Here is a 23566-nt window from a genome sequence, read left to right as displayed (position 1 = left end):
TCGCTAGGCCTGGGCTCAAACGTCGACACAGGAGAAGCGAAGGCATGAGTTCCGAAGCCGCAACGGGTGCCATGAGCGGACTGCGCGTCATCGATCTCACGCGCGTGCTCGGCGGTCCCTACTGCACCCAGATCCTCGCCGACCATGGCGCCGACGTGATCAAGGTCGAGCCGCCCGCAGGCGACGAGGTGCGCGAATGGGGCCCTCCGTTCCACGAGGAGGATGCGGCCTATTTCGTCGGCATCAACCGCAACAAGCGCTCGATCGGCCTCGACCTCGCCTCCGAAGGCGGGCGTGTCGTGCTGCTGAAGATGCTGGAAACGGCCGACGTCCTGATCGAGAATTTCAAGCCGGGCACGCTGGAGAAATGGGGCATCGGCAACGACGTCCTCGGCAAGAAATTTCCGCGCCTCGTGCATTGCCGGATCTGCGGCTTCGGCGCTGACGGCCCGCGCGGCGGCAATCCCGGCTATGACGCCATCATCCAGGCCATGACCGGCATGATCGCGGCGACCGGCTCGCCCGAGAGCGGGCCGATGCGGATCGGCGTGCCGCTGGTCGACATCACCACCGGACTTTATGCGGCGATCGGCATCCTGATGGCGCTGTCGGAGCGGCAGCGTTCGGGCCAGGGCCAGTTCCTGGAGACGACGTTGTACGAGACCGGCCTTGCCATCATGCATCCGCACACCGCGAATTATTTCATGCATGGCAAGCCGCCCTCGCTCACCGGCAACGAGCATCCGAACCTCGTGCCTTACGCCATCTTCCCGACCAAGACCGACAACATCTTCATCGGCGTCGGCAACGACGGCACCTTCCGCAAGCTCGCCAAGGAGATCGGCAAGCCCGAGCTCGGCACCGACCCGCGCTTTGCCCGCAACAAGGACCGCATCGCCAATCGCGAGGCGCTGCGCGCCGAGCTTGCCGCCGTGTTCAGCCAGCACGAGGCCGAGCCGCTGTGCAACCGCCTGCTCGCGGCCGGCCTGCCCGCTGGCCCCGTGCAGAAGATCGACCAGGCGCTGACCAACCCGCACACGATCGCGCGTGGCGATATCATCGAGAAGGACTGGTACAAGGGCGTCGCCTCGCCGATCCGGCTCGACCGCAGCAAGCCCAGCCTGCGCCGCGTGCCGCCGAAATTCAGCCAGCACGCGGCCGAGGTGCTGGGCGAGTTCGGCTACTCCAAGGCCGAGATCGACGCGATGGTCGAAAAAGGCACGGTCTGCGGTCCCGAGCGGAAACGCTAGGGGCCCTCACCCTTCACATCAACCAATGCCGCACTGCGGCGCGCGCACGCATGTGCAGCGCGAACGGCGGTGGCTGACCGCTCCGTGTTCGCCTATTTGACGACTTCCCATTTGGCGGCGCTTGCTGCTTTCGTTTCTCCCGCTTACACAGTCATGTGAACGTCATATGGCGCTGCTAGCGCAAGCGCTTCTTAGTGACGGGCAAGGGAGGTTTTCTTGATGGCTCTTCGACATTTTGGCGCGGCTGCGGCTGTCGCGCTCACGGTTGGTCTCGGCGCCTCGCCGGCACTTGCCGTGACCGAAATCCAGTGGTGGCACGCGATGACCGGCGCCAACAACGACGTCATCGTCAAGCTCGCCAACGACTTCAACACCACGCAGAGCGACTACAAGGTGATCCCGACCTACAAGGGCAACTACGCCGATACGATGAACGCCGGCATCGCCGCGTTCCGCGCCGGCAACGCGCCGCACATCATGCAGGTGTTCGAGGTCGGCACCGCCACCATGATGGCTGCGACCGGCGCCGTGAAGCCGGTCTACAAGCTGATGGCCGAGACCGGCGAGAAGTTCGATCCGAAGGCCTATCTGCCCGCGATCACCGGCTACTACTCGACCTCGAAAGGCGAGATGCTGTCCTTCCCCTTCAACTCGTCGTCGACCGTGATGTGGGTCAACCTCGACGAGCTGAAGAAGGCCAATGTCGAGATCCCGAAGACCTGGCCTGACGTGTTCGACGCCGCCAAGAAGCTGAAGGCGGCCGGCCATGCCACCTGCGGCTTCTCCAATTCCTGGATCACCTGGGTCAATCTCGAGCAGCTGTCCGCCTGGCACAACGTGCCGCTGGCGACCAAGGCCAACGGCCTCGACGGCTTCGACACCGTGCTCTCCTTCAACGGGCCGCTCCAGGTCAAGCATCTCGAGAACCTGGTCGAGCTCCAGAAGGACAAGACCTACGACTATGCCGGCCGCACCAACACCGGCGAAGGCCGCTTCACGTCGGGCGAATGCCCGCTCTACCTGACCTCGTCGGCGTTCTTCGGCAACGTCAAGGCGCAGGCCAAGTTCGCCTTCACCGCGGTGCCGATGCCCTATTATCCGGACGCCAAGGGCGCGCCGCAGAACTCGATCATCGGCGGTGCCTCGCTCTGGGTGATGGGCGGCAAGCCGGCGGACGATTACAAGGGCGTCGCGAAGTTCCTCACCTTCCTCTCGGACACCGATCGCCAGGTCTACATCCACAAGGCCTCCGGCTATCTGCCGATCACCAAGGCGGCCTATGATAAGGCCAAGGCCGAGGGCTTCTACAAGGACCAGCCCTATCTCGAGACGCCGCTGCTCGAGCTGACCAACAAGGAGCCGACCGAGAACTCGCGCGGCCTGCGGCTCGGCAACATGGTGCAGCTCCGTGACGTCTGGGCGGAGGAGATCGAGCAGGCGCTGGCGGGGAAGAAGACCGCCAAGCAGGCGCTAGACGCCGCCGTCGAGCGCGGCAACACCATGCTGCGCCAGTTCGAAAAGACCGCCGTGAAGTAAGGCGACCAGCGGCAGGCCGTCACCGGCCTGCCGCTTCTCTGGGGCATCATGCAAAAGCAAGCCATTTTCCAGTCGAAGCTGTTGCCCTATGCGCTGGTTGCGCCGCAGCTCGCGATCGTCCTGATTTTCTTCTACTGGCCGGCCTTGCAGGCGGTGATCCAGTCCTTCCTGCTCCAGGACGCCTTCGGCCTCTCGACCAGCTTCGTCTGGTTCGACAATTATCTCGAGCTGTTCAGGGAGCGCGCCTATTTCGAGGCGATCCTGCGCACCTTCTTCTTCTCGTTCGCGATCGCGGTGTCGTCGCTGTCGTTCGCGCTGCTGCTCGCCGTGATGGCGGACAAGCCGCTGCGCGGCTCGATGCTCTACCGCACGCTGCTGATCTGGCCCTATGCGGTGGCGCCGCCCGTCGTCGGTGTGCTCTGGATCTTCATGCTGCATCCCTCGCTCGGCGTGCTCTCGCGCTACCTGCGCACTCTGGGCATCGACTGGAATCCGCTGCTCGACGGCGACCAGGCCGCATCGCTGATCATCCTGGCCGCCGCCTGGAAGCAGATCTCCTACAACTTCCTGTTCTTCCTCGCCGGCCTGCAGAGCATCCCCAGAAGCGTGCTCGAGGCCGCCGCGATCGACGGCGCGCGCCCGATGCGCAGGTTCTGGACCGTGACCTTCCCGCTGCTGTCGCCGACCATCTTCTTCCTCCTGGTCGTCAACATCGTCTACGCCTTCTTCGACACGTTCGGCATCATCGACACCATGACCCGCGGCGGCCCCGGCAAGTCGACCGAGACGCTGGTCTACAAGGTCTATTCCGACGGCCTGCTCGGCGGCAATCTCGGCAGCTCGGCGGCGCAGTCGGTGATCCTGATGATCATGGTGATCGTGCTCACGGGCATCCAGTTCCGCTTCGTCGAACGCAAGGTGACCTACTGATGGTCGAGGAAGAGGGCTTTCGGCGCTACGTCGCCCACATCATCCTATGGATCGGAATCGCGATCGTCGCCTTCCCGGTCTACATCGCAATCGTCGCCTCGACCCAGGACAACGCCGTGATCGCGAACGGGCAGATGTCGCTGCTGCCCGGCGGCCACTTCTTCGAGACCTACTACCAGACCATCTTCGTCGGCACGAGCGGCTCGACCCGCGAGCCGGTCGGCAACATGATGCTGAACTCGCTGGTGATGGCGCTGCTGATCGCGGTGGGCAAGATCGCGATCTCGATCATCTCGGCCTATGCGATCGTGTATTTCCGCTTCCCGTTCCGGATGCCGATCTTCTGGCTCATCTTCATCACCCTGATGCTCCCGGTCGAGGTCCGCATCTATCCGACCTACAAGATCGTCGCCGACCTGCACATGCTCGACAGCTATGCCGGCCTGTCGCTGCCGCTGATCGCATCGGCCACCGCGACGCTGCTGTTCCGCCAGTTCTTCATGACCGTGCCGGACGAGCTGTTGGAAGCCTCGCGCATCGACGGCGCCGGCCCCTTGCGCTTCTTCTGGGATACGCTGCTGCCGCTGTCGCGCACCAACATGGCGGCGCTGTTCGTGATCCTGTTCATTCTCGGCTGGAATCAATATCTCTGGCCGCTCTTGATCACCACGCGCGACGACATGCAGACCATCCAGATCGGCATCCGCAAGATGATCACCACCACCGACGCGCTGACCGAATGGCCGATCGTGATGGCAACCGCCGTGCTGGCCATGCTGCCGCCGGTGTTCGTCGTCGTCGCCATGCAGAAATTGTTCGTGCGCGGCCTGGTCGAGACGGAGAAGTAGAGACTTATGGCCAACGTCACCCTGCGCAGCGTCCGCAAAACCTATCCCGGCGGCTTCGAGGCCATCAAGGGCGTCGACGTCGATGTCGGCGACGGACAGTTCTGCGTGCTGGTCGGACCAAGCGGCTGCGGCAAGTCCACGCTGCTGCGCATGGTCGCGGGGCTGGAGACGGTCACCGGCGGCGAGATCGACATCGGCGGCCGCGTCGTCAACCAGATCGAACCCGCCGATCGCGACATCGCGATGGTGTTCCAGAACTACGCGCTCTATCCGCATATGAGCGTCTACAACAACATGGCCTATGGCCTGCGCAACCGCGGCATGGCCGAGGCCGAGATCAAGACTCGCGTCGAGGAAGCCGCGCGCGTGCTCGAGCTCTCCGCCATGCTGGAGCGCAAGCCGCGCCAGCTCTCCGGCGGCCAGCGCCAGCGCGTCGCCATGGGCCGCGCCATCGTGCGCCAGCCGAAGGTGTTCCTGTTCGACGAGCCGCTCTCCAACCTCGACGCCAAGCTGCGCATCGCGATGCGGGTCGAGATCCGCAAGTTGCAGCGCCGGCTCAACACGACGTCGATCTACGTCACCCATGACCAGCTCGAGGCGATGACGCTCGCCGATATTCTCGTCGTGATGAACGGCGGCCAGGTCGAGCAGGTCGGCAATCCGCTGGCGATCTACGAGAAGCCGGCGACGACCTTCGTCGCCTCCTTCATCGGCGCGCCGCCGATGAACCTGATGTCGACGCGGCCCGAGGAGATCCGCTCGCAGCTCGCCGGCAGCACTGCTGCCGATGCCGGCATCCTCGGCATCCGCCCGGAGGACTTTGTCATCACCGACGAAACGCCGGCCGGCGGCGTCGCCCTGCCGCTCACCGTGGAGGCGATCGAGCGCGTCGGCGCCGAGACCTTCGTCTACGGCTCCCGCGAGCAGGAGGACCAGCGCGTCGCCGCCACGCCCGGCGAGCTGCCGCCCGGCGAGGTCATCGTCCGCATTCCCGGAACCCAGGCGCCCGCCATCGGCGCGAGAATCCGTGTGGCGGCAGTGCGGGCGAAGCTGCATCTGTTCAGCGGCGACGGGCGGAAGCGGATCGAGGCCTGAGGGCTCCGGAGGGCCAGACAACAAAAGTGCGAAAACAACCCCATGCACAGTAGGAGGGGGTTTGTTTTTGCTGGGATAAATCGCCTCGAAATTGGTCATGCCGGCCATGACGAACCGGAGACATCCGGCGACTGGGGAAAATCGCCCATCCACAGCGATCCCCGCTACCTGCTTGAACCCACAGGGGAACATGCCCATATTGCTGACCAAGGGGCGCCTTGATCGGGCCCTGATGCACCAAAGTCGCTTCGAGAGGACTTTGTAAACTATGTCTCGTGTTCCAACGCTCTCCAGTCCCTTCCTGCTGGGCTTCGACGAGATCGAGCGCGTGCTCGACCGCGTCGTCAAAGGTGCCGACGGCTACCCTCCCTACAATATCGAGAGGTGCGGCGGCGCGGACGGCCAGCCCGAGCGTTTGCGTATCACGCTGGCGGTCGCCGGATTTACGCGCGACCAACTCGATGTAACCATTGAGGAAAACCAGCTCGTGATCCGCGGGCGGCAGCAGGACGACAAGTCCCGGCAATACATCCATCGCGGCATCGCCGCGCGCCACTTCCAGCGCACCTTCGTGCTGGCGGAGGGGATGCTGGTGCTGGGTGCGGATCTGAAGAACGGGCTGTTGTCGATCGATCTGGCCCGGCCTGAACCGGAGCGGATCGTTAAGACAATCGCTATCAATGAGCACGAATAATGGAACGAGTAGCGGACTCGACCGCTTAGTGTTCCAGAGGAGTCGAGACCATGAGTGAAGGTCACGTTGCGTTCGAATACGAAGCCAAGAACGTCTCTCCTGAGACGCTGGCAACCCTGGGCGAAGGCCATATCGCCTATGTGAAGCAGATCCGTTCCGAGGACGTGCCGGACCTGTTCCCCGAGGCGCCCAAGATCGCGCCTGGCCTCAAGCTGTTCGCCCTCCATGCCGCCGACGGCACGCCGATCATGCTGACCGACAGCCGCGAAGCCGCGGTCGCCAACGCCTGGAGCAACGAGCTGCAAGCGGTGAGCGTGCACTAAAGCACGCGCCCCTCGCACGAATAGAGTTTTGGCGGGCATGCATTCGCAAGAAGGCGTGCCCGCTTTCATTTGAGAGGTGATGTCCCTGCCCGGGTGGGGGCATTGGCTATCACATATGACTTGTGGCGGCGGCCTGCGCGCACGCCTCGTCCTTCGAGACGGCGCTGACGCGCCTCCTCAGGATGAGGCCTCATCAGCGTCAGTGCCCTTTGAAACTGCTGCCGCGCACCCCGCCCTCATCCTGAGGAGCCCGCCTCAGGCGGGCGTCTCGAAGGATGGCCGCAGGGAAAAACCCTCAATTGCGATAGCCCTGGGTGCGGGGCGTCCCTGGACTCTTGCGCGAAACTCATCAATCCGTGATTTGACGGTTCCTTCATGTTTGTCAAATCTGACAAAATGCAGGCCAAGGCCCCTCCCCAGGACCGGATCCTCGACGCTGCCTTGCGCGTGTTCCGGCGCCACGGCTTCCGCCGCTCCTCGATCGAGCAGGCGGCTGAGGAAGCCGGACTGACGCGGCAGGCGCTCTATCATCACTTCGCCTCCAAGGAGGCGCTGTTTCGCGCCGTGCTCGAGCGGATCTACGAGCAGGGGCTCGCTGCCGAAATCGCGGCAGCGAAGGCGGCGGAAGAGGCCGGCCTCGAGCTTGCCGACATCCTGGTCGCCGAGATCGGCGCGCGGATGCAGTCGCTGCTCGCTTCGCTCAAGGACTCGCCCCACACCGAGGAGCTGTTTTCCGAGCACCTCGCGCAGGCGCGCGACCTCTACCAGAGCTATTCCAACCGTTTCGCCGACGAGATCGCAACCACGATCGCGCGGGTGTGCCGCAAGCGAAAGCTTAACCTCGAAAGCGGCGTCAGCGTGCGCGAGCTCGCGCGCTGCGTCGAGATGGCGATCCACGGCACCAAATCCGCTTTCCCTTCCATGCAGCCGGTCGATGCGTTCCTGAAACAGCTCGAGACCATGCTGCGCATGCTGATCGCCGGCGCAATGGCGCCGTCCGCAAAGAAGTCCCACCGCAAACCGGGAGTTCGAAAATGACCACCACGACCATCAATGGACGGCCCCTGGTGCTGCCCGACGATCCGGATGCGCTCTTGATCGACGTGATCCGCGATGGCGGCCTCACCGGCACCAAACTCGTCTGCGGCTCCGGCGTCTGCGGCGCCTGCACCGTGCTGCTCGACGGCACGCCGGTCGTGAGCTGCCTGTTGCCGGCGCAGGCGGCCGCCGACAAATCGCTGACGACTATCGAGGGCGTCGGAGCAGCCGGATTGCATCCCGTGCAGAAGGCGTTCATGGCGCACGACGCCCTGCAATGCGGCTTCTGCACGCCCGGCTTTGTCGTCGATGCCACCGCCTTCCATGACAGCTGGCGCGCGACCAAGGGCGCGGCGACGCCCTCGCGCGAGGAGATCGCCGCCGCGCTATCGGGACATCTCTGCCGCTGCGGCGCCTATGAAGGCATTTTTCGCGCGGTGGCGGAGGCTTGTTCAGGCCGCTTCGACGGCATCGATCCCATCGCGCCGCGGCTGGAAGCCCGCGACAAGGTGACGGGACTGGCCCGCTACACGGTCGACATCCACCATGACGGCCAGCTCGAAGGCGTCATCCTGCGCGCGCACGTCGCGCATGCGAGGATCACCGGGCTTGATCTGGCGCCGGCGCGCGCCATTGCCGGTGTTGCCGCGGTCGTTCCGCTGCTCGAGGATGACAACATGGTACGCTTCGTCGGCGCGCCGATTGCAGCCGTCGCGGCCAGGGATCGCGGCACCGCACTGAAGGCCATTGCCGCGATCAGCTTCAAGCCCGAGCCTTTGCCCGCCGTGATCGGGCTCGATGCAGCGCGACGCGACGATGCGCCCGTCGTGTTCGAAAAGAAGGACCGCAAGCGTGCCGGCAACGTGTCCGAGGGCGCCGGCGGCGCTCCGGTGTCGTGGAACGGCAATGTGCGTGGGCCTTCGGCGCCGTTCTCGCAAAAAGCCAAGCGGGCCAAGAGCTGGCTCGACGAGGCGCGCCAGCAACGCAATCCGCTGCTGATAGAGGAGACCTTCCGCGTCTCGACGCAACAGCACGCAAGCCTCGAACCACATGCCGCGGTGGCCAGGTTCGACGGCGATCAGCTCATTGTGCACATCTCGACCCAGGCCATTCACGAGAGCATGGAGAAGATCGCCAAGCGCTATGGCCTTCCGCACGACAAGGTGCGTGTGATCGCCGATCATGTCGGCGGCGGGTTCGGCTCCAAGGGCAGCGTTGGGCTGGAGACCATCGCCGCAATCGAGCTTGCGCGCGCCGCGAAGGCGCCGGTGCGTGTCGCCTTCGATCGTGAAGAAGAGCTTTCCGTCGCCGGCTATCGTCCGGCCGCCGAGCTGAAGCTGTCCTTGCTGCCTTCGGCGGAAGGCCGCCTCAAGGCGCTGTCGCTCACCGCCCATGCCGATACCGGCGCCGCCGTGAACTCGCTGATCGCCGGCCTGGCGCGGCTGATCTATCCGGCCGAAGCAAAAGAGCTCGTCGACTTCGACGTGCTCAGCAATTTGCCGCCCGGCGCGCCGTTCCGCGGCCCCGGCGGTCCGCCGATGTCGTTTGCGCTGGAGCAGGCGGTCGACGAAGCGGCGCTGCGCATGAAGGTCGATCCGATTCAATTGCGCAGGCTCTGGGATCCCGATCCCAACCGCCAGCGATTGTACGACTGGGCCGCCGGCCTCGACGTGTGGAAGAACCGCAAGCCGGCCGCCTCGCAAACCGGCCGCTACCGGCGCGGCGTCGGCGTCGCCACGGGCTACTGGCTCTATCTCTGGCAGACCGGCTCCTCGGTCGAACTCGCGATCAAGGGCGGACGCATCGTCGCAAGCTGCGCGGTACAGGATATCGGCACGGGCACGCGCAGCGTGATCGCGAACACCGTCGCGAAGGCGTTCGATCTCGAGCCGCAGGATGTGGACGTTCGCATCGGCCGCTCCAACCTTCCCCCCGGACCGGGCTCCGGCGGCAGCCGCGTCACCGCCTCGGTGGTGCCGCCGACCTTGCTTGCCATCGACAAGCTGAAAGCGGAAATCAAGCGCACCGCGTCTCGCACACCTGCTCCGGGCTCGAACGCGCCGTGGCGCGAGATGATCGCGGCTTCTCCCGATATCGCCGTGTCGGCGAGACGCCAGGAGGACGGCAGGCCGCCGCCCGGCGTCAGGCCCGCGCTGCACGAGGCGGGCATCATGGGCCGGGTGTTCGGTTGGGTGCTGCGTCTGATGAACCACATGGTGGTCGGCGCCGGCGTGCCGAGCTCGGTCCAGGTGATGGAAGTCGAGGTCGATACCTGGCTCGGCCATGTGCGCGTGCTCAACGCCTATACGGGCCTCGCGGTCGGCAAGCTCGCTGCGCCGACGCTGGCGCGAAGCCAGGCCGCGGGCGCGGTGATCCAGGGCATCGGCTACGCACTCTATGAGTCGCGGGAGACCGATCCTTCGAGCGGCCACATCCTGAGCGGCAGCATGGAGGACTACCGCATTCCGGGGATTGCCGACATGCCGAAACTGGAAGTGCATTTCGACGAGGCCGGTTTCGAGCATGTGCCGGGCGGCAGCGTCGGCATCGGCGAAGTCGCCACCGTGCCGACCTCGCCCGCGATCGCCAACGCCATCCGCGATGCGATCGGCGTGAGACTGACCGAAATTCCGTTCCGGCCCGATCGTCTGGTGGCCGCGCTGAAAGGGAGGGATGCAGCATGAGTGTCGCCGTCATGACCGCCAAGCCCACTGCCAAGCCCACGCCGGAATTCCGCGCCGGAGGCACCGACTTCAGCGAACGCCGCCGCAGCGGCGTGTCGCAGGGAATGCTGATCGATATCTCGGCCAGCGGCGACAAGACGATCACCTGGGACGCCGACGGAGCAGCCCGGATCGGCGCGCTGACCACCATCGCCACGATCGCGACCGACGCGCGCATCGCCGCTGCCTATCCCGGTATTGCGGCGAGCGCGCAAGGGCTCGCCACGCCACAGGTGCGCCAGGTTGCAACGCTCGGCGGCAATCTCGCGCAGCGTTCACGCTGCTGGTATTTCCGCCGGGCCGACATCGATTGCCTGAAGAAAGGCGGCAGCACCTGCCCCGCCCGGTCCGGCAATCACCTCTATGGCGTTGCCTTCGATCTCGGCCCGTGTGTCGCGCCGCATCCTTCGACCATGGCGGCGGCTCTGCTCGCCTATGATGCGACCATCACCACGGACCGGCGCAGCGGATTGACGATTGCCGACCTGCTCGGCGACGGCTCGATCTCGCACGCCGATCATACACTCGCAGCAGGCGAGATGATCAAGAGCATTGCGCTTCCCGCTCCGCTCGAGGGCGAGCGCGCTTCCTACAAGCGGGCGATCAGCCGGACCTATGCGGAATGGCCGCTGGTGGAGCTCTGCGCCCGCGTCGTGATCGCCGGCGGCAAGTTCCAGCTCGTGCGTCTCGCTGCCGGCGGCGTCGCGCCCGCGCCGCTTCGCCTCACCGCCGTGGAAGTCGCGCTCAGTGGCAAGACTGCCAACGCGGCATCGATCGCGGAAGCGGCGAAAGCGGCGAGCTCGGGTGCCAAACCATTGCCGATGACGGCCTACAAGCTCGATCTTCTGCAAGGGCTGGTGCGCGACGTGCTGGAGCGGCTCTCGGATTAGAGCGGAATGGCTTTAGGTCGAATCGATTGCCGCGGACTCGGTGCAACCTCTCCCGCTTGCGGGAGAGGTCGGCGCGTCCGGGCGATGCGAAGCATCGTCCCGCGCGCCGGGTGAGGGCTTCCTCCTCTTGGGGATTGTCCCATTGCGGAAGCACCCTCTCCCAACCCTCTCCCGCAAGCGGGAGAGGGAGCGCACCTTCGTCGTTGGGCGATCAAGCCTCAATTCATCACGCTCTAGCCGCCTGAGCGACCTGCCAGCCGCGCTCGGATATCCGGCTTCAGCACCTTGCCGACCTTGGAGCGCGGCAGATCGTGCCAGACTTCGATCTGCTTCGGTGTCTTGACGCTGCCGATCCGCTGCTTGACGAAGGCCGCCAGCGCCGTCGCATCGACGCTCTGGCCGGCACGGGGCTGCACCACGGCGACGATCCGCTCACCCCATTTGTCGTCCGGAAGGCCGATCACGGCGCAATCCTGGACCGCCTCATGCGCCCGCAGCGCGTTCTCGACCTCGATCGAGTAGACGTTGAACCCGCCGGTGATGATCATGTCCTTGGCGCGATCGACGATATAGAGGTAGCCCTCGTCGTCGACGTAGCCGATGTCGCCGGTGTGGTGCCAGCCATGCGCGGAGGCCTCCGCCGTGGCCTCGGGGTTTTTGTAGTAGCCTTGCATCACCAGCGAGCCGCGGACCACGATCTCGCCGCGTGAACCGGTGGGCAGCAAATTGCCGTCACCATCCATGATGCCGGCCTGCACCAACGGGCTGATTCGCCCCGCCGAGGCGAGGCGCTCCATCGCGATCGTGCCATCGGCATTGTAATGCTCGCCAGGTGCCATCATCGAAATCATCATCGGCGCTTCCGTCTGACCGAACAGCTGCGCCATCGGCCCGATGCGCCGGAGCGCCTCTGCAAGCCGTGCGGCCGAGATCGGTGCCGCGCCGTACCAGAAGCATTGCAGAGACCCGAGCTTCGCGGAGTCGAGCCTGGGATGATCGAGCAGCATGTAGATCAATGTCGGCGGCAGAAAGGTGTGCGTGACATGGTAGCGCTCGATCAAATCGAGGAATTCGGCGATGTCGGGGTGATGCATGATCACGATGCGACCGCCGAGCGCCATGATCGGAAAGCACAGCACGCCGGCCGCATGGGTCAACGGCGCGAGCGCGAGATAGACCGGACGGCCCTTGAAGGGATAGCCCATCAGCGTCAGTGCCGTCATGGCCTCGATGTTGCGGCCCGACAGCATGACTCCCTTCGGCTTTCCGGTGGTGCCGCCCGTGCCGGGAATCATCGCGAGATCGTCGACCGTCTCGCGTTGATATGGGTCGGCGGGGAGGCCAGCGAGCCAGCCGTCGAACGAGGGCGCGAAGGGCAGCTCGGCATCGAGGCAGACCAGGACGCGCAGCTTCGGCAGCTCTGCACGCACCGCCTCGACCATCGGCGCGAAGCTCGAATGAAACAGCAGCAGGTTGCAGTCGAATTGGTCGAGGATGAGCCGGTTTTCGGCCACCTCGTTGCGCGGATTGATGGGGCACCAAACCGAGCCCGCGCGGGAGATGCCAAACACGCACGCAAACGCGACCGGATCGTTGCCAGACAGGATTGCGACCTTCTCGCCAGCAGCAATACCCGATCGCGCGAGCCCGCGCGCGACCCGGTAGCTCAGCAACTGCACCTCGCGATAGCTGAGATCGCGCCGGTCCATGGTCAGGCACGGCGCATCGGCGCCGAGCGAGGCACCTTTGTCGAGGTAATCGATAAAGCGCATGATCAATCCCCGAAACGGCTGGTGGGTGGCGCGCGACCGCGCCACCCGCGATCCTGCTCAGTCGTGCACGGTGAGGATCGGTCTGCTGACCAGCCCGAAGCTCCGCAGCTGGCCGAGGAGCTCGTGGTGACCGAACGCCTGGCAGCCCGAGGCGAAGCCCACGCGCTTGGGCGGCTGCTGCAGCAGGTGCGCCGCGGCATAGGCCTGCAGCAAGCCGGTCTGCTTGTAATTGCTGTTGCCGTTGATGACGCAGTGCGCGCGCCCCAACGGGCCGGAGGCATGCACCGAATCCAGCGACTTGTTGACGCGCGGGTTCTCCCGCGGCGGCATGGTGTTCATCACGCCGGCGGCAGTCTGCGCCAACGCGGCATAGCGGTCGTCGGGGCTCATGTCCTTGGTCGCATCCAGCGCGGCGGCGACGATCTGCGGCACGCCCAGCATCAGCGCGCGGTTGAACACGCCGCCCAGCACCTTCACGTTGGCAACGCGCGGATCGCGCTTGAACCACACCGGGTGCGAGGTGCCGCCCCAAGGCAGCGCCAGCGCCAGCTCATGCTGGCCGGGGATGGCGAGGTTGTAGAGACCGGCGTCGGGCTGATGCTCGACATACTTGTTCTGTTCCAAATAGTAGGCTTTTGCCATCGCGGCGTTGACCAGGATGGTCTGGGTCGAGGCGATGGTCGGGCTGCCGCCCCAGAACACGGCGATATCCAGTGTGTCGAGGCCGGGCGTCTCCAGGCACAGCTGCGCGGCGATCTCGCCGGTGGTGTACATCTGCGCGATGCCCGGCGCGAGCAGCAGGCCGGCATTGGCGAACTTGGTGCTCCACTCCTGCTCGAGCGTGATCAACCAGTCCTGCTCGCCTGTCGTGTCGGTGTAGTGGCATCGGGAAGCCCAACACGCCTGCACCACCTCGCCTCCGAACCTGGCGAAGGGACCCACGGTGTTGAGCACCACCGAGGCGCCGTTGAACAACTCGGTCAGTGCGCTCACGGTGTGCGGCACTTCCACCACCTCGTAGTCGGCGGTCTCGATGCCGGCCACGTTCGCCTTCATTGCGGCGTTGAGCTTCTCCGCGCTGCGGCCGGCGGCGATGAAGGGGATGTTGTATTCGCGTAAGTATTCGCAGACCAGGCGGCCGGTGTAGCCGGACGCTCCATAGACGATGACGGGCTTCTTCGCGCTCATTCTCGTTCCTCCGAAATGTTCGTTGTCAGGTTGCAGCTCACATGCCCATGCCGCCATCGACCGGCAGTCCGATGCCGGTGATGAAGCGCGCCTCGTTCGAGCACAGGAACGCCGCGGCATTGGCGATGTCGCCGACCTCCGCGAGCTTGCCGAGAGGCGTCTGCTCCACCACCGAGCCGACCGCGGCGTTGACGTCGGGCGCGAGACCGATCTTCACGATGTCGTTGGCCAGCTGCAGGCCCATGTCGGTCGGGATCAAGCCGGGATAGATGCAGTTGACGCGCACGCCATAACCGAGCTTGCCGGCTTCCATCGCAGCGACCCGTGTCATGCGATCGACCGCAGATTTGGTACCGGAATAGACCGCGATGCTCGGGAAGGCGATCGTCGCCGCGACGGAAGCGATGTTGACGACCGCGCCGCCTTTGCCCGCCGCTCCGCCCGGCCGCATCGCGCGGAATGCGTGCTTCATGCCGAGCACGGTGCCGACGATGTTGACGTCGCACATCCGCCGCGCATCCTCGGCTCTGATCTCGCTGACGAGCGACGTGATCTCGATGCCGGCATTGTTGATGAGGATGTCGTAGCCGCCGAGGGTGGCAATGGTCGCAGCAGTCGCTTTCTCCCACTGCGCATCGTCGGTGACATCGAGATGCACGAAGCCGGTCTTCACACCGAGCCTGGCGATCTGGCCGGCGCTGTCCTTGCCGACGTCATCGAGAATGTCGCCGATCATGACTGCCGCACCGGAGCGCGCCAGTGCCTCTGCAATGGCGGCTCCTATCCCGCGGGCTCCGCCGGTGACCAGGGCTTTGCGGCCATCAAGACTCTTCTCACTCATCGCACGTCCTCCCTTTGCTTGGACTGATCTGTTGAACTGATCTGTTCGCTGATGATCGGTGCGTGCTGCGGCTGGCAGCACGGTGCCGGCGCGGTTGCGCAACGGCATGCGAGTCCGTTCCGGCGGCGCGGCGCCGGTGGGTGCATTTCCTCCATGTGCTGGCGTCTTGACGACTGTCCAAATTTCTTGGCGCGCACACTCCTCCCGGGACTTGACAGTTGTCAAGGTAAAAATTTGACAGTTGTCAAAGAGGATGGTCTGTAGACGATGACCGACGATGTGATCGTGGTGACCAAGAGACGGGAGACAGCGCGACGATGGCGCGGCAAGCGACAGGGGCGGCGAAGCGAGAGGCCGTGGCGGAGATCGTGCGGGACGACAAGTTCAACGCGCGGCGCATCGAGCTCGCCGAGGCCGCGCTCGAGACGCTTGGAGAGCTTGGCTTCGCCCGGACCAGCCTGCGGGAGATCGCGCAGAACTCGGCGTTCACGCACGGCGTGTTTCATTATTATTTCAGCGACAAGCTCGACCTGATCTGCTGCTGCGTTCGCCACTACAAGGCGAAGTGCGTGACGCGCTATGACGAGGTCGTCGCGACAGCAACGAGCCGCGACGAATTGACGGAGGGCTTCCTCGCCAAGCTCGCAGCAACGCTGCAGAACGAAGCCCGCATGCACCGGCTTTGGTACGATTTGCGCTCGCAGGCGATGTTCGAGGCGGCGTTTCGCAAGGATGTGCTCGAGATCGACAAGAGCCTGGAAGCGATGATCTGGCGCATTGCCTCTCGCTACGCCGAATTCGGCGGCAAGCGGCCGGCGTCGTCGCCAGGCGCGCTCTATGCGCTGTTCGACGGTCTATTCCAGAGTGCGCTGCTCAAGCACCTCGCGGGTGACAAGACGGCGGTTCCCGAACTGCTCGAGGAAGTCCGGCGCCTGCTACCGACGGTCTGCTGAAGCGCACGAGCGGCGCCCGTGAAGGCGTCGCCGCTCGAGACCTGCACGTTGAGCCATCCAAATTGATCGTCCGACTCGAAACTGCTTAGATGCGGCATGCCGCCGAAAGTGGAGCGTCTCGCCAAGCAGCAATTGTGGTTTCCGGCCGGGCGCTATTTCCTGCGCACCATCAAGCGCGATGACGCCTCGCAGCGCTGGGCGGACTGGCTGTCCGACCCCTGGACGGTGCATGTGCTCAACACGTCACCGCGCGCGATGACCAAGGCGGAGATCGCCGACTACATCAAATCCTTCGATCAGCGCGAACGGCTGCTGCTCGGGATTTTCGAGCGCGGCAGCCGCATCCATGTCGGCTTCATTCGCCTCGACATCAACGCAGCGGCGAGCGAGGCGCTCGTCAGCGCCGTCATCGGCGAAAAGGAGCACCGTAATGCCGGCGCTACGGTGAACACCTTCATTCCGCTGCTCAGATTCGTGTTCGACGATCTCAAGTTGAGCCGCATCCGCGCGTTCGTGCTGGAGCGCAACCAGACGACCATTCAATATCTGTCGAAGCTCGGATGGACGCTCGAGCCAGAACCCGACAATCCCGTGCGATCGCACACGGATGGATCGCTTCTGGTGCTGCGTCGGATGACCTGGGACAGGCCAGGTTTCCAGGCCTGGTTGAAGAGCCCGATCGGGCAGCGGATCGTGAATCGCATGGAAGCGGCGCGAGGTTAGAGTCCCCGGCCGCTCCCTTTGTCTGCTGACGCGATCAATCAGTACTTCGCGACGACGGGTGATCCGCCGAACCGATAGTTGATGCCTACCTTCACGATATCGATGTCCTGACGAATATCGATCAACGCGGTGGTGGCGGCGACTGGATTGGCGAACCCCACGCGCTTGCTGTCGAAGCCGTAGTGAGTGTACTCGATCAAGGCCGACCAGTTCGGGGCGAAGGCCCACTCGACACCGGCACCTGCCACCCAGCCGACACGATCGGTGCTGGCGCTTGAATTACAGGGCTCAAAAACGAGGAATCCCACACCGGGACAAACGAAGCCGCCAATCGTGGTGAAATTGTTCAGATTGTACCGGTCATGCGCAAACCCGACGCCGCCCTTGCCATAAACGAGGAAGCGATCCCATGTGTAGCCGATCCGACCCGTGACGCTGGCGACCCAGTCGGTGCGGCTCGATAGAGTGGCGGGCGCGCCGGTCTTTCCGGCGAAGAAGGGATCGTTGGCGGTGCCGTGAAGATCGGTGGCCGTGAAATCGCCGGCAATCCCGAGCACCCAGTTGCTGGCAAATTGGTAATCGCAACCTACCTGAACGCCTCCTACAATTCCGACGTCTCCGTTCACCCCAATGCGATCACCAGGCACATTGCCTATGGTCATTGCCGGCGCGATGAGCGCCCCCGTTCCGATGCCGGGATCCGTGAAGCCCGTTCGGCTCGCACCGCCGCCGACATGACCCCCGACATAGCAGCCGGTCCAACTGAAAGGCACGGCCGCCGCAACCGGCGCTTTCGTGTAGGGACGAGCTCCCAGATCGGCACCTTGAGCAAAGCCTGCGACAATCAGAGCCGACGTCGCCAGCAGCAGTCGTTTCATTCGTCACCCCCCAAAGCAATCAGCGATAGAAATCTCCAGCCAAGGTACATCGGCCGGCCTCCGCGCGCTGTATTCGGGCAGCAACACTCCGATACATTTGGTAATTGGGTATTGGTCAAAAGTGAACGCAAGGCGCCGCCTCTCGGCGTCTTAAGCCGGAAAACGGCGCGTAAGGCGGAGCACGATCGCATCGCGCGGTCGAGTTCAGGTCACGTAACATTCGCGTTTCAGCGTGCGTTTGGAATCAGCGCCCGGATGATCTCCGGCTTCCAGGTTTGGCGCGCGCTGTCGAAGGCCGCGAAATCGTGGTCGAACTGCCAATAGGCCCAGGCCCAGCCGAGCCGCTCCGCGCTCCGCGCCACGAACGACAGGTATCGCGTTCGGGCTTCGGCGGGAGCGGCCTCGTACACGCCGAACTCGCCGAGATAGACCGGGCGCTTTTCCCGTTCGGACCAGGACCTGACCTTCTCGAAATCGGCGCGCGCCTTCTGCTCGTCCTCCGGCGTGCCCCAATCGAGCGGGCCGATTTGCGAGAATTTCGGCGACCACGGTGCGCCCTGATGGGTGAAACGGAGCGGCGCGTAATAGTGAAACGTGACGATGAGGTTTCGGTCGTCTGACGGCAGGACGAGGTCCTCGACCGGCATCTCATCGACGTTGAGGACCGCAGCGATCACCGACCGCCGGGGGTTGGTGGCGCGGATGATGCCGAGACACTCGTTCAGAAGGGCGTTCCAGGCGGCGGACGTCATCTGCCCGCCCGGCTCATTGAGCACCTCGAAGACAAGGCTCGGATATTTCCCGGCATAGCGCGCGGCGATTTGCGTCCAGAATGCTTTCAGCTTCTCGGCGCAGCCGGAGACGTCGCGCTGACAGACATGGGTATCGTGCTCGTCCAGGATGGGGATGAGATTCCGGGCGAGCACCTCCTCGATGACGGCATCGAGCCGCCTCAAGACGACTTCGTCCAGCGCATTCCCCGGGTTCATGAACTTGAAGCCGAAGAAATTGATCCGAACGTGCGAGAACCCGGCGCGCCTGATCGCAGTGAGATTGTCCAGACGAAATGGCGCGTTCCGGCCTCCCTCCCAGATGCCGTCGTAGCCAAGGATGTTGATGCCGCGTCCCAATTTTGGGGGAGCGGATTTGGCCTGCCCGGCTGCCTCTGCCGGGGAGCAGATCGCAAGCACCGATAGCGCCAAGGCGAGACCGAAAGCTGCCGCCCAGCGGGCGCAGATGGCGTTCATCCTGCCTGCTCCATCATTGCTGCAAGCCTTGCTGCGGCACCGGCCGACAGACTGCGAAGAAGAATGCAACGAGCAGCACCGAGGTGAACATCGTGGAGCGAAGGAACATCGTCTCGGTGAAATTCGACTGAAAACTGAGGACGACGAATCCGATCACGAGAGCGCAGTGGCGACGATCGATCGACCGGGTGGCGATCAAGTACAGGACCTTTTCCGAGAACAGATAGACGCTCGCGACGAACAGCACGTATCCCAGGAAACCCGTCTCCATCGCCACCGCAATGTAGCCGCTATGGTAATTGTCGAGCACCCAGCCGTGGTTCTGGTTGAAATAGTCGTAAATCGCGGGGCGCGTCCAGAATCCATTGATGCCGAAGCCCAGCAGCGGCGCGTCGTTGAAATGGCTGATGGCGTACTGCCAGATGAACGTCCGCTCGGTCAAGTTGATGGTCGATTCGCCGAGATGGATGGAATCGTACCCGGTGACGTAGAAATACAGGATCAGGAGTGCAGCCAGGATGCACATGATGACCGGCAGCACCGCGTAGATCCTCATGCAGCGGATCGACCACATCGAGGTCACGAGCAGTGCGCCCGCGGCAATCGCGACGGCGCCGGCACCACGGGATTCCGAGGCGATGACGCATGTCGATGCCAGGAGAAACGTCAGGAGGAAGACGATCCAGTCCTGGCCCGTCATCTTCTGATAGAAGGCAAAGAACATCAGATAGGCGCTGATGAAGCCGAGCGTCTGCTTCGATTCGTAGATTCCTTGCCACTGGCCGCTGTGCATCCAGCTCTGATCGACGCCGATCTCGGGCACGAAGACCGCACACAGGGCCGAGGCGGCGACCAAGATGAAGAGCCCCAGCGCCGTCGCTCCGACGATCTCGTCGATGTCGATCCGCGTGATGAGGCAGTACGCACCGAAGGTCGTGACCACGAGGGCCGCGCTCTTCATGATCGCCGCAGTGGCGAGGCCGCTCCAGAGCACGGAAACAGCGGCGAGAGCATAGAATGCGACCAGCGCGATGAAATCGGGATTGGGCTGCACGCGCAGGCAGGGACGCACGAAGGCACTGGCGTAGATCAAGATGACCCACATCAGGAGCGCAACGACCTGTTGCACAAAGCTCCATTCTGCGGGAAGCAGCGCGGGGTGGAGGACACCCATCGACGCGATCACATTGACCGTGATCGAGCAGCGCATCACGTTTCCGGCCAGCTTTTCCACGCCGACGCTGGGCGCTTGCCAGATCGCGCTTTCGTCCTCCTGGGAATCGTCGGTGTGCAGGCTGGTCACGAGCTGACCGCTCTCACCGGCCCCGGGCATCACCACGCATATCGTACGACGCCCTTGCCGGCGTAGCTGCGCGTGACGTTCGAGAACTCACCTTCAAACGTTGCAGCCGCGGACCAACCGTTCAGCCATGCCTTCTCCGCCGACGCGCTGACGAGCACGGCATCGGCGGCCTGTGCGGCGCCATTGACCACGAAGCTCGAGCCGGGCAGCGCCTGGAAGGTTGCTCCGATCGAGCGATCAGGGTTGAAATCATGCGCCCAGGCAAGACGGCCGCGCAGCGTGGCAATGCCGTCGGCCATGCCGAAGGACTTGTCCGTGCGCAGGCCGAGTTCGCTGCGGCTGGCGGTGACAATCTTCGAAGCGTAGCTGAGCGCAAAGGTGTCGTTGCCGGTGATCGCCCGCTCCGTATAGGCCGGCAGGTCGAACGCCGTGAACTGGGCCGCGGCATAGGGCGTGATGCCGACTCCGCCGATCCAGGGCGCGACGAAGCGATATCCACCTTCGAGCCGGCCGGAATAGGCGTTGGCCTTGAAGCGCGCCTGGAGATGGTCGGCACCGGCGATGATGACCGTGCGATCGGTAGTAATGTCCTGCCAGCCATAGGCGAGCGCGCCCGTGACATAGGCCGCGCCTGCATTGTGCCGCACGAACGCGCCGGCCTGGAACAGGTCGGAGCGGCCGGTGCCGCCATTGGCCACCGAGAAGCTGGTGCCCCCGCCGGCGAGCGCGAAGCCCGCAACGGTATGCGGCGAGAGCCAATAGTCGGCGCCGGCGACTGCGCCGGCGATGCGGCTGGTTGCATTATTCGAGCCGATTTGCACGTTGCCGTCGGTGGTCTGCGAGCCACCAAAGCCTGCGGCCCATGCACTCCAGCGGGATTCGAAGGTCTGCGCGGGCGCCGCCTTGCGGGAGATCGCCGCGTAGGCGTCACGCTCGGCACCGCTGCGCTTGCGGCCACCGGCTGACGCCGGCGCATCGCCAGCGTATCCCGTCACACCGGCTGACGCGTGAGGATCGCCGCGCCCGGCCAGGAACGGGTCGGTCAGCGTGCCCATGAACTGGCTCATGGCGTTGAAAGTCGTCTGCTGCGAGCCGGTCGCAGTCTCGCCCGAGGCCTGCGTCAGGGCGTTCATCAGCGGCGCACCGGCCATTGCGAACAGGGCATTGAAGCCCGCCGGCAGCGCCGCGCCTGTTATCAATGGCGCGTCGATCCCCGCCGCAACGTTCCGCACATTGACGCTGGCATTGCTGGGGAGCGAATACGACAGCAGGCCGGGATCGAGCGTCAGCAGCACGTCGTTGCCGACATAGCTCAGCCGGGCGTTGCGCGCGAAGCTGTTTGCGGTCAGGAAATCCACGCCCGTGAAGGTGCCGCTCACGTTGCCTGCGCTCGCGATCGTGTAGGTCGTCGTCGTCGCCAGGCGCGCCAGCGGATCCACCACCACCTTGCCGCCGAGGCCGGCCGTGCCGGTGACGTTGAGCCGGTCGGCGCTGTGACCGGCGGCGTCCACGTCCACCATGAACCTGCCGCTCGCGCCCTGAACGAAATCGCCGGTCAGCGTCGTGGTGCCGACCGCGCCGACCCCAAGCGGAGCCAGCATGCCGCCGTTGCTCAGCAGATTGCCGGCGCCGAGATCCACCGTCGCGCCGCTGTTGAACACGCTGCCGGACAGGTTGTTGAAGGCGTTGCTGCCGCCGCCGAGCACGACATTGCCGCTGACGATACCGGAATTGTTCACGGTGTCGTTGCCGGTGCTCGCCAGAACTGCATCGAGACCGCCCATGATTCTGGCCGTCGCATCGATGCTCACGGTATTGGTTGCGCCGCCGTCCAGCCGGATGCCCGCGAGCGCGCCCGACACGACGCCGCCGCTGGCCGTGACCTCGAGATTGCCTCCCCCGCTCGCATAGATGGCGTTGCCCGACCCGGACGAAACCGTGCCGGTGCTGTTCACGGTGACATTGCCGGGCGCGTAAGCGCGGATGCCGTCGGCAAATGCGCTGATGGTCCCGCGGCTGGTGACGGAGGTCACTCCGGCAACCGTTTCGGCGTGAATTCCTTCGCCTGCGGAGGAGACGATGTCGCCGGCACTGTCCACAGTCGTAAAGTATCCGAACAGGTTCGTCATGCCCGCAAAGATACCGTAGGTGGACCCGCTTACGTTTCCACGGCTGGTGATTCCCACGGCCTGCTGCCCGATGATGTACATCCCGGCGCCGTTGCTCACGGCGATGTTGCCGATGCTGTTCACGCCGACGCCGCCGCCGGTCGCCGCGATGCCGGTGTCATGGGCGACGAGATCGCCGCGGCTGGTGATGCTGACGCTGTCCGCCGCCGCGACGAAGATGGCGTTGCGTCCAGCCGAGATATTGCCGTTCTGCGTGACCGTCGCAGAACCGCTCGAGGTACTCACAAAGATGCCGTCGAGAGTGGCGGCGACGTTACCGCGTTGCGAAACCGCGATGTGGCCGAAGATGGAGAACGCAAGGATGCCTGCGGTAGCTGCGATGTTTCCCGTGCTGTTGACGGTAACGTCAAAGTCGGCGGTTGCCTCGATGCCCCCAAGGGCGGCGTTGATGTTGCCGACGGTAGTGACGTTTACGGTGTTGGAGAGGGTCAGCGCGGAAACCCCATAGGTCGTCCTCGACGTTATGTCGCCAGTGTGCGCAATGACGACGGGGCCGTTGGACAAAGCGGTCTGTACCCACGCATGAATGCCGTCACTATACGCGTCGATCGTGCCGCTACTGGTGATGCTGATGTCGGTGATACCGCCGGCGAACCCACCGACCGTCGTGAAGTAGATGCCGGCGCCGCCGGCCGAGCTGATGTTGCCGGCGTGATTGATGGTCACGCTGCCGTTGACTGTGCCGGTAATTGCGTCGGTGATTCCGGTCGCGTGGATGGCATACGGCCCGAGGTCGCTGTTGATGGTGACGTTGCCGTTGCCCTTGTTGAAGGAAATCGCGGCGACGCCGGAGCCCGGCGCGATGTCGGTCGTCAGCGCATTGACGTTGAGCGTGCCGACCACGCCTGGGTTGAAATCGGCCGCACCGATCCCGGCCGATTGATCGCCGCTACAGGTGGCGGTGTCGCCGACAACCGTGCAGCTGCCCGGTCCGGCCTGCGCCGGCTCCAGTTCGGCCAGCCAGAATGCACCGCTTGCCACCGTGCCGAGGAGCGCCATCCGCAAGCGCCGGCGCCCATGGAGCCGTTCTTCCGCCGCCGCGCCGATGCGCAACGGCGCCCTTCCATTCCGCATCACGTCCACTCAGTCCCAATGGTCTCGAGCGACTCTTAGCGGACCTTGACGCCGGCCAATGTGCCGTGCGT

19 protein-coding genes are annotated in these 23566 nt (G+C 64.6%); 12 read left to right on the top strand and 7 right to left on the bottom strand.

Annotated elements, in window-relative coordinates:
• The first annotated feature begins 44 nt into the window (after positions 1-44).
• The 10 genes from N2602_RS01415 to N2602_RS01370 all read left to right on the top strand — a co-directional run bounded on the left by N2602_RS01415 (position 45) and on the right by N2602_RS01370 (position 11327).
• Positions 45-1250 (top strand): CaiB/BaiF CoA-transferase family protein, encoded by a 1206-nt coding sequence (locus N2602_RS01415; RefSeq protein WP_260381529.1) that lies wholly within the window; start codon positions 45-47, stop codon positions 1248-1250.
• 219 nt (positions 1251-1469) lie between these two features.
• Positions 1470-2786 carry a sn-glycerol-3-phosphate ABC transporter substrate-binding protein UgpB gene (ugpB, locus tag N2602_RS01410; RefSeq protein WP_260381528.1) on the top strand — a complete coding sequence of 439 codons (1317 nt, stop codon included), beginning with the start codon at positions 1470-1472 and terminating at the stop codon, positions 2784-2786.
• A gap of 48 nt (positions 2787-2834) precedes the next feature.
• On the top strand, positions 2835-3716 hold the full coding sequence (gene ugpA, locus N2602_RS01405) for a sn-glycerol-3-phosphate ABC transporter permease UgpA (RefSeq protein ID WP_260381527.1): 882 nt from the start codon (positions 2835-2837) through the stop codon (positions 3714-3716).
• Positions 3716-4564, top strand: a complete 849-nt coding sequence (gene ugpE, locus N2602_RS01400; RefSeq protein WP_172788610.1) for a sn-glycerol-3-phosphate ABC transporter permease UgpE — start codon at positions 3716-3718, stop codon at positions 4562-4564. The genes ugpA and ugpE overlap by 1 nt, the downstream gene beginning before the upstream one ends.
• Before the next feature lie 6 nt (positions 4565-4570).
• Positions 4571-5659, top strand: a complete 1089-nt coding sequence (locus N2602_RS01395) for a sn-glycerol-3-phosphate import ATP-binding protein UgpC (protein WP_212257731.1) — start codon at positions 4571-4573, stop codon at positions 5657-5659.
• A gap of 268 nt (positions 5660-5927) precedes the next feature.
• Entirely contained in the window at positions 5928-6353 is a 426-nt protein-coding gene (locus tag N2602_RS01390) for an Hsp20 family protein (protein ID WP_018323442.1), read from the top strand.
• 50 nt (positions 6354-6403) lie between these two features.
• Positions 6404-6676, top strand: coding sequence for a DUF1150 domain-containing protein (locus N2602_RS01385; RefSeq protein WP_018645064.1), 273 nt, complete (start codon positions 6404-6406; stop codon positions 6674-6676).
• A gap of 375 nt (positions 6677-7051) precedes the next feature.
• Positions 7052-7714, top strand: coding sequence for a TetR/AcrR family transcriptional regulator (locus N2602_RS01380; protein WP_246571410.1), 663 nt, complete (start codon positions 7052-7054; stop codon positions 7712-7714).
• Positions 7711-10398, top strand: coding sequence for a molybdopterin-dependent oxidoreductase (locus N2602_RS01375; RefSeq protein WP_260381526.1), 2688 nt, complete (start codon positions 7711-7713; stop codon positions 10396-10398). Before N2602_RS01380 ends, N2602_RS01375 begins: the two co-directional genes overlap by 4 nt.
• On the top strand, positions 10395-11327 hold the full coding sequence (locus N2602_RS01370) for a xanthine dehydrogenase family protein subunit M (RefSeq protein WP_260381525.1): 933 nt from the start codon (positions 10395-10397) through the stop codon (positions 11325-11327). The genes N2602_RS01375 and N2602_RS01370 overlap by 4 nt, the downstream gene beginning before the upstream one ends.
• A gap of 233 nt (positions 11328-11560) precedes the next feature.
• On the opposite strand, the gene N2602_RS01365 is transcribed toward N2602_RS01370, so the two are convergent.
• The 3 genes from N2602_RS01365 to N2602_RS01355 are packed head-to-tail and all read right to left on the bottom strand — an operon-like array spanning position 11561 to position 15128.
• Positions 11561-13099, bottom strand: a complete 1539-nt coding sequence (locus tag N2602_RS01365) for an AMP-binding protein (protein ID WP_260381524.1) — start codon at positions 13097-13099, stop codon at positions 11561-11563.
• A 57-nt stretch (positions 13100-13156) separates the two neighbouring features.
• Positions 13157-14287 (bottom strand): DUF5938 domain-containing protein, encoded by a 1131-nt coding sequence (locus N2602_RS01360; RefSeq protein ID WP_260381523.1) that lies wholly within the window; start codon positions 14285-14287, stop codon positions 13157-13159.
• A gap of 37 nt (positions 14288-14324) precedes the next feature.
• Positions 14325-15128 carry an SDR family NAD(P)-dependent oxidoreductase gene (locus N2602_RS01355; protein ID WP_260381522.1) on the bottom strand — a complete coding sequence of 268 codons (804 nt, stop codon included), beginning with the start codon at positions 15126-15128 and terminating at the stop codon, positions 14325-14327.
• 317 nt (positions 15129-15445) lie between these two features.
• Here N2602_RS01355 and N2602_RS01350 point away from each other — a divergent pair, with 317 nt between their 5' ends.
• Both N2602_RS01350 and N2602_RS01345 read left to right on the top strand, forming a co-directional pair.
• Complete coding sequence (locus N2602_RS01350; RefSeq protein ID WP_260381521.1) at positions 15446-16081, top strand: TetR/AcrR family transcriptional regulator; 636 nt, start codon at positions 15446-15448, stop codon at positions 16079-16081.
• Positions 16082-16177: 96 nt separating this feature from the next.
• Positions 16178-16804, top strand: coding sequence for a GNAT family N-acetyltransferase (locus N2602_RS01345; RefSeq protein WP_260381520.1), 627 nt, complete (start codon positions 16178-16180; stop codon positions 16802-16804).
• A 38-nt stretch (positions 16805-16842) separates the two neighbouring features.
• On the opposite strand, the gene N2602_RS01340 is transcribed toward N2602_RS01345, so the two are convergent.
• The 4 genes from N2602_RS01340 to N2602_RS01325 all read right to left on the bottom strand — a co-directional run bounded on the left by N2602_RS01340 (position 16843) and on the right by N2602_RS01325 (position 23474).
• Entirely contained in the window at positions 16843-17682 is an 840-nt protein-coding gene (locus tag N2602_RS01340; RefSeq protein ID WP_260381519.1) for an outer membrane protein, read from the bottom strand.
• A gap of 227 nt (positions 17683-17909) precedes the next feature.
• Entirely contained in the window at positions 17910-18929 is a 1020-nt protein-coding gene (locus N2602_RS01335; protein ID WP_260381518.1) for a glycoside hydrolase family 5 protein, read from the bottom strand.
• A gap of 13 nt (positions 18930-18942) precedes the next feature.
• Positions 18943-20262: an O-antigen ligase gene (locus tag N2602_RS01330; protein ID WP_260381517.1), complete on the bottom strand. Its 1320-nt coding sequence runs from the start codon at positions 20260-20262 to the stop codon at positions 18943-18945.
• The gene (locus N2602_RS01325) at positions 20262-23474 is read right to left on the bottom strand and encodes an autotransporter domain-containing protein (protein ID WP_260381516.1); all 3213 of its coding nucleotides are present in this window, start codon (positions 23472-23474) and stop codon (positions 20262-20264) included. The genes N2602_RS01330 and N2602_RS01325 overlap by 1 nt, the downstream gene beginning before the upstream one ends.
• Between the last annotated feature and the right edge of the window lie 92 nt (positions 23475-23566).

The sequence above is a fragment of the Bradyrhizobium sp. NC92 genome (assembly GCF_025200865.1).
In the GTDB taxonomy this organism is placed as follows: domain Bacteria; phylum Pseudomonadota; class Alphaproteobacteria; order Rhizobiales; family Xanthobacteraceae; genus Bradyrhizobium.
The sequence above is the reverse complement of the archived record's forward strand: the minus strand, read 5'-3'. Positions and strand labels throughout refer to the sequence as shown.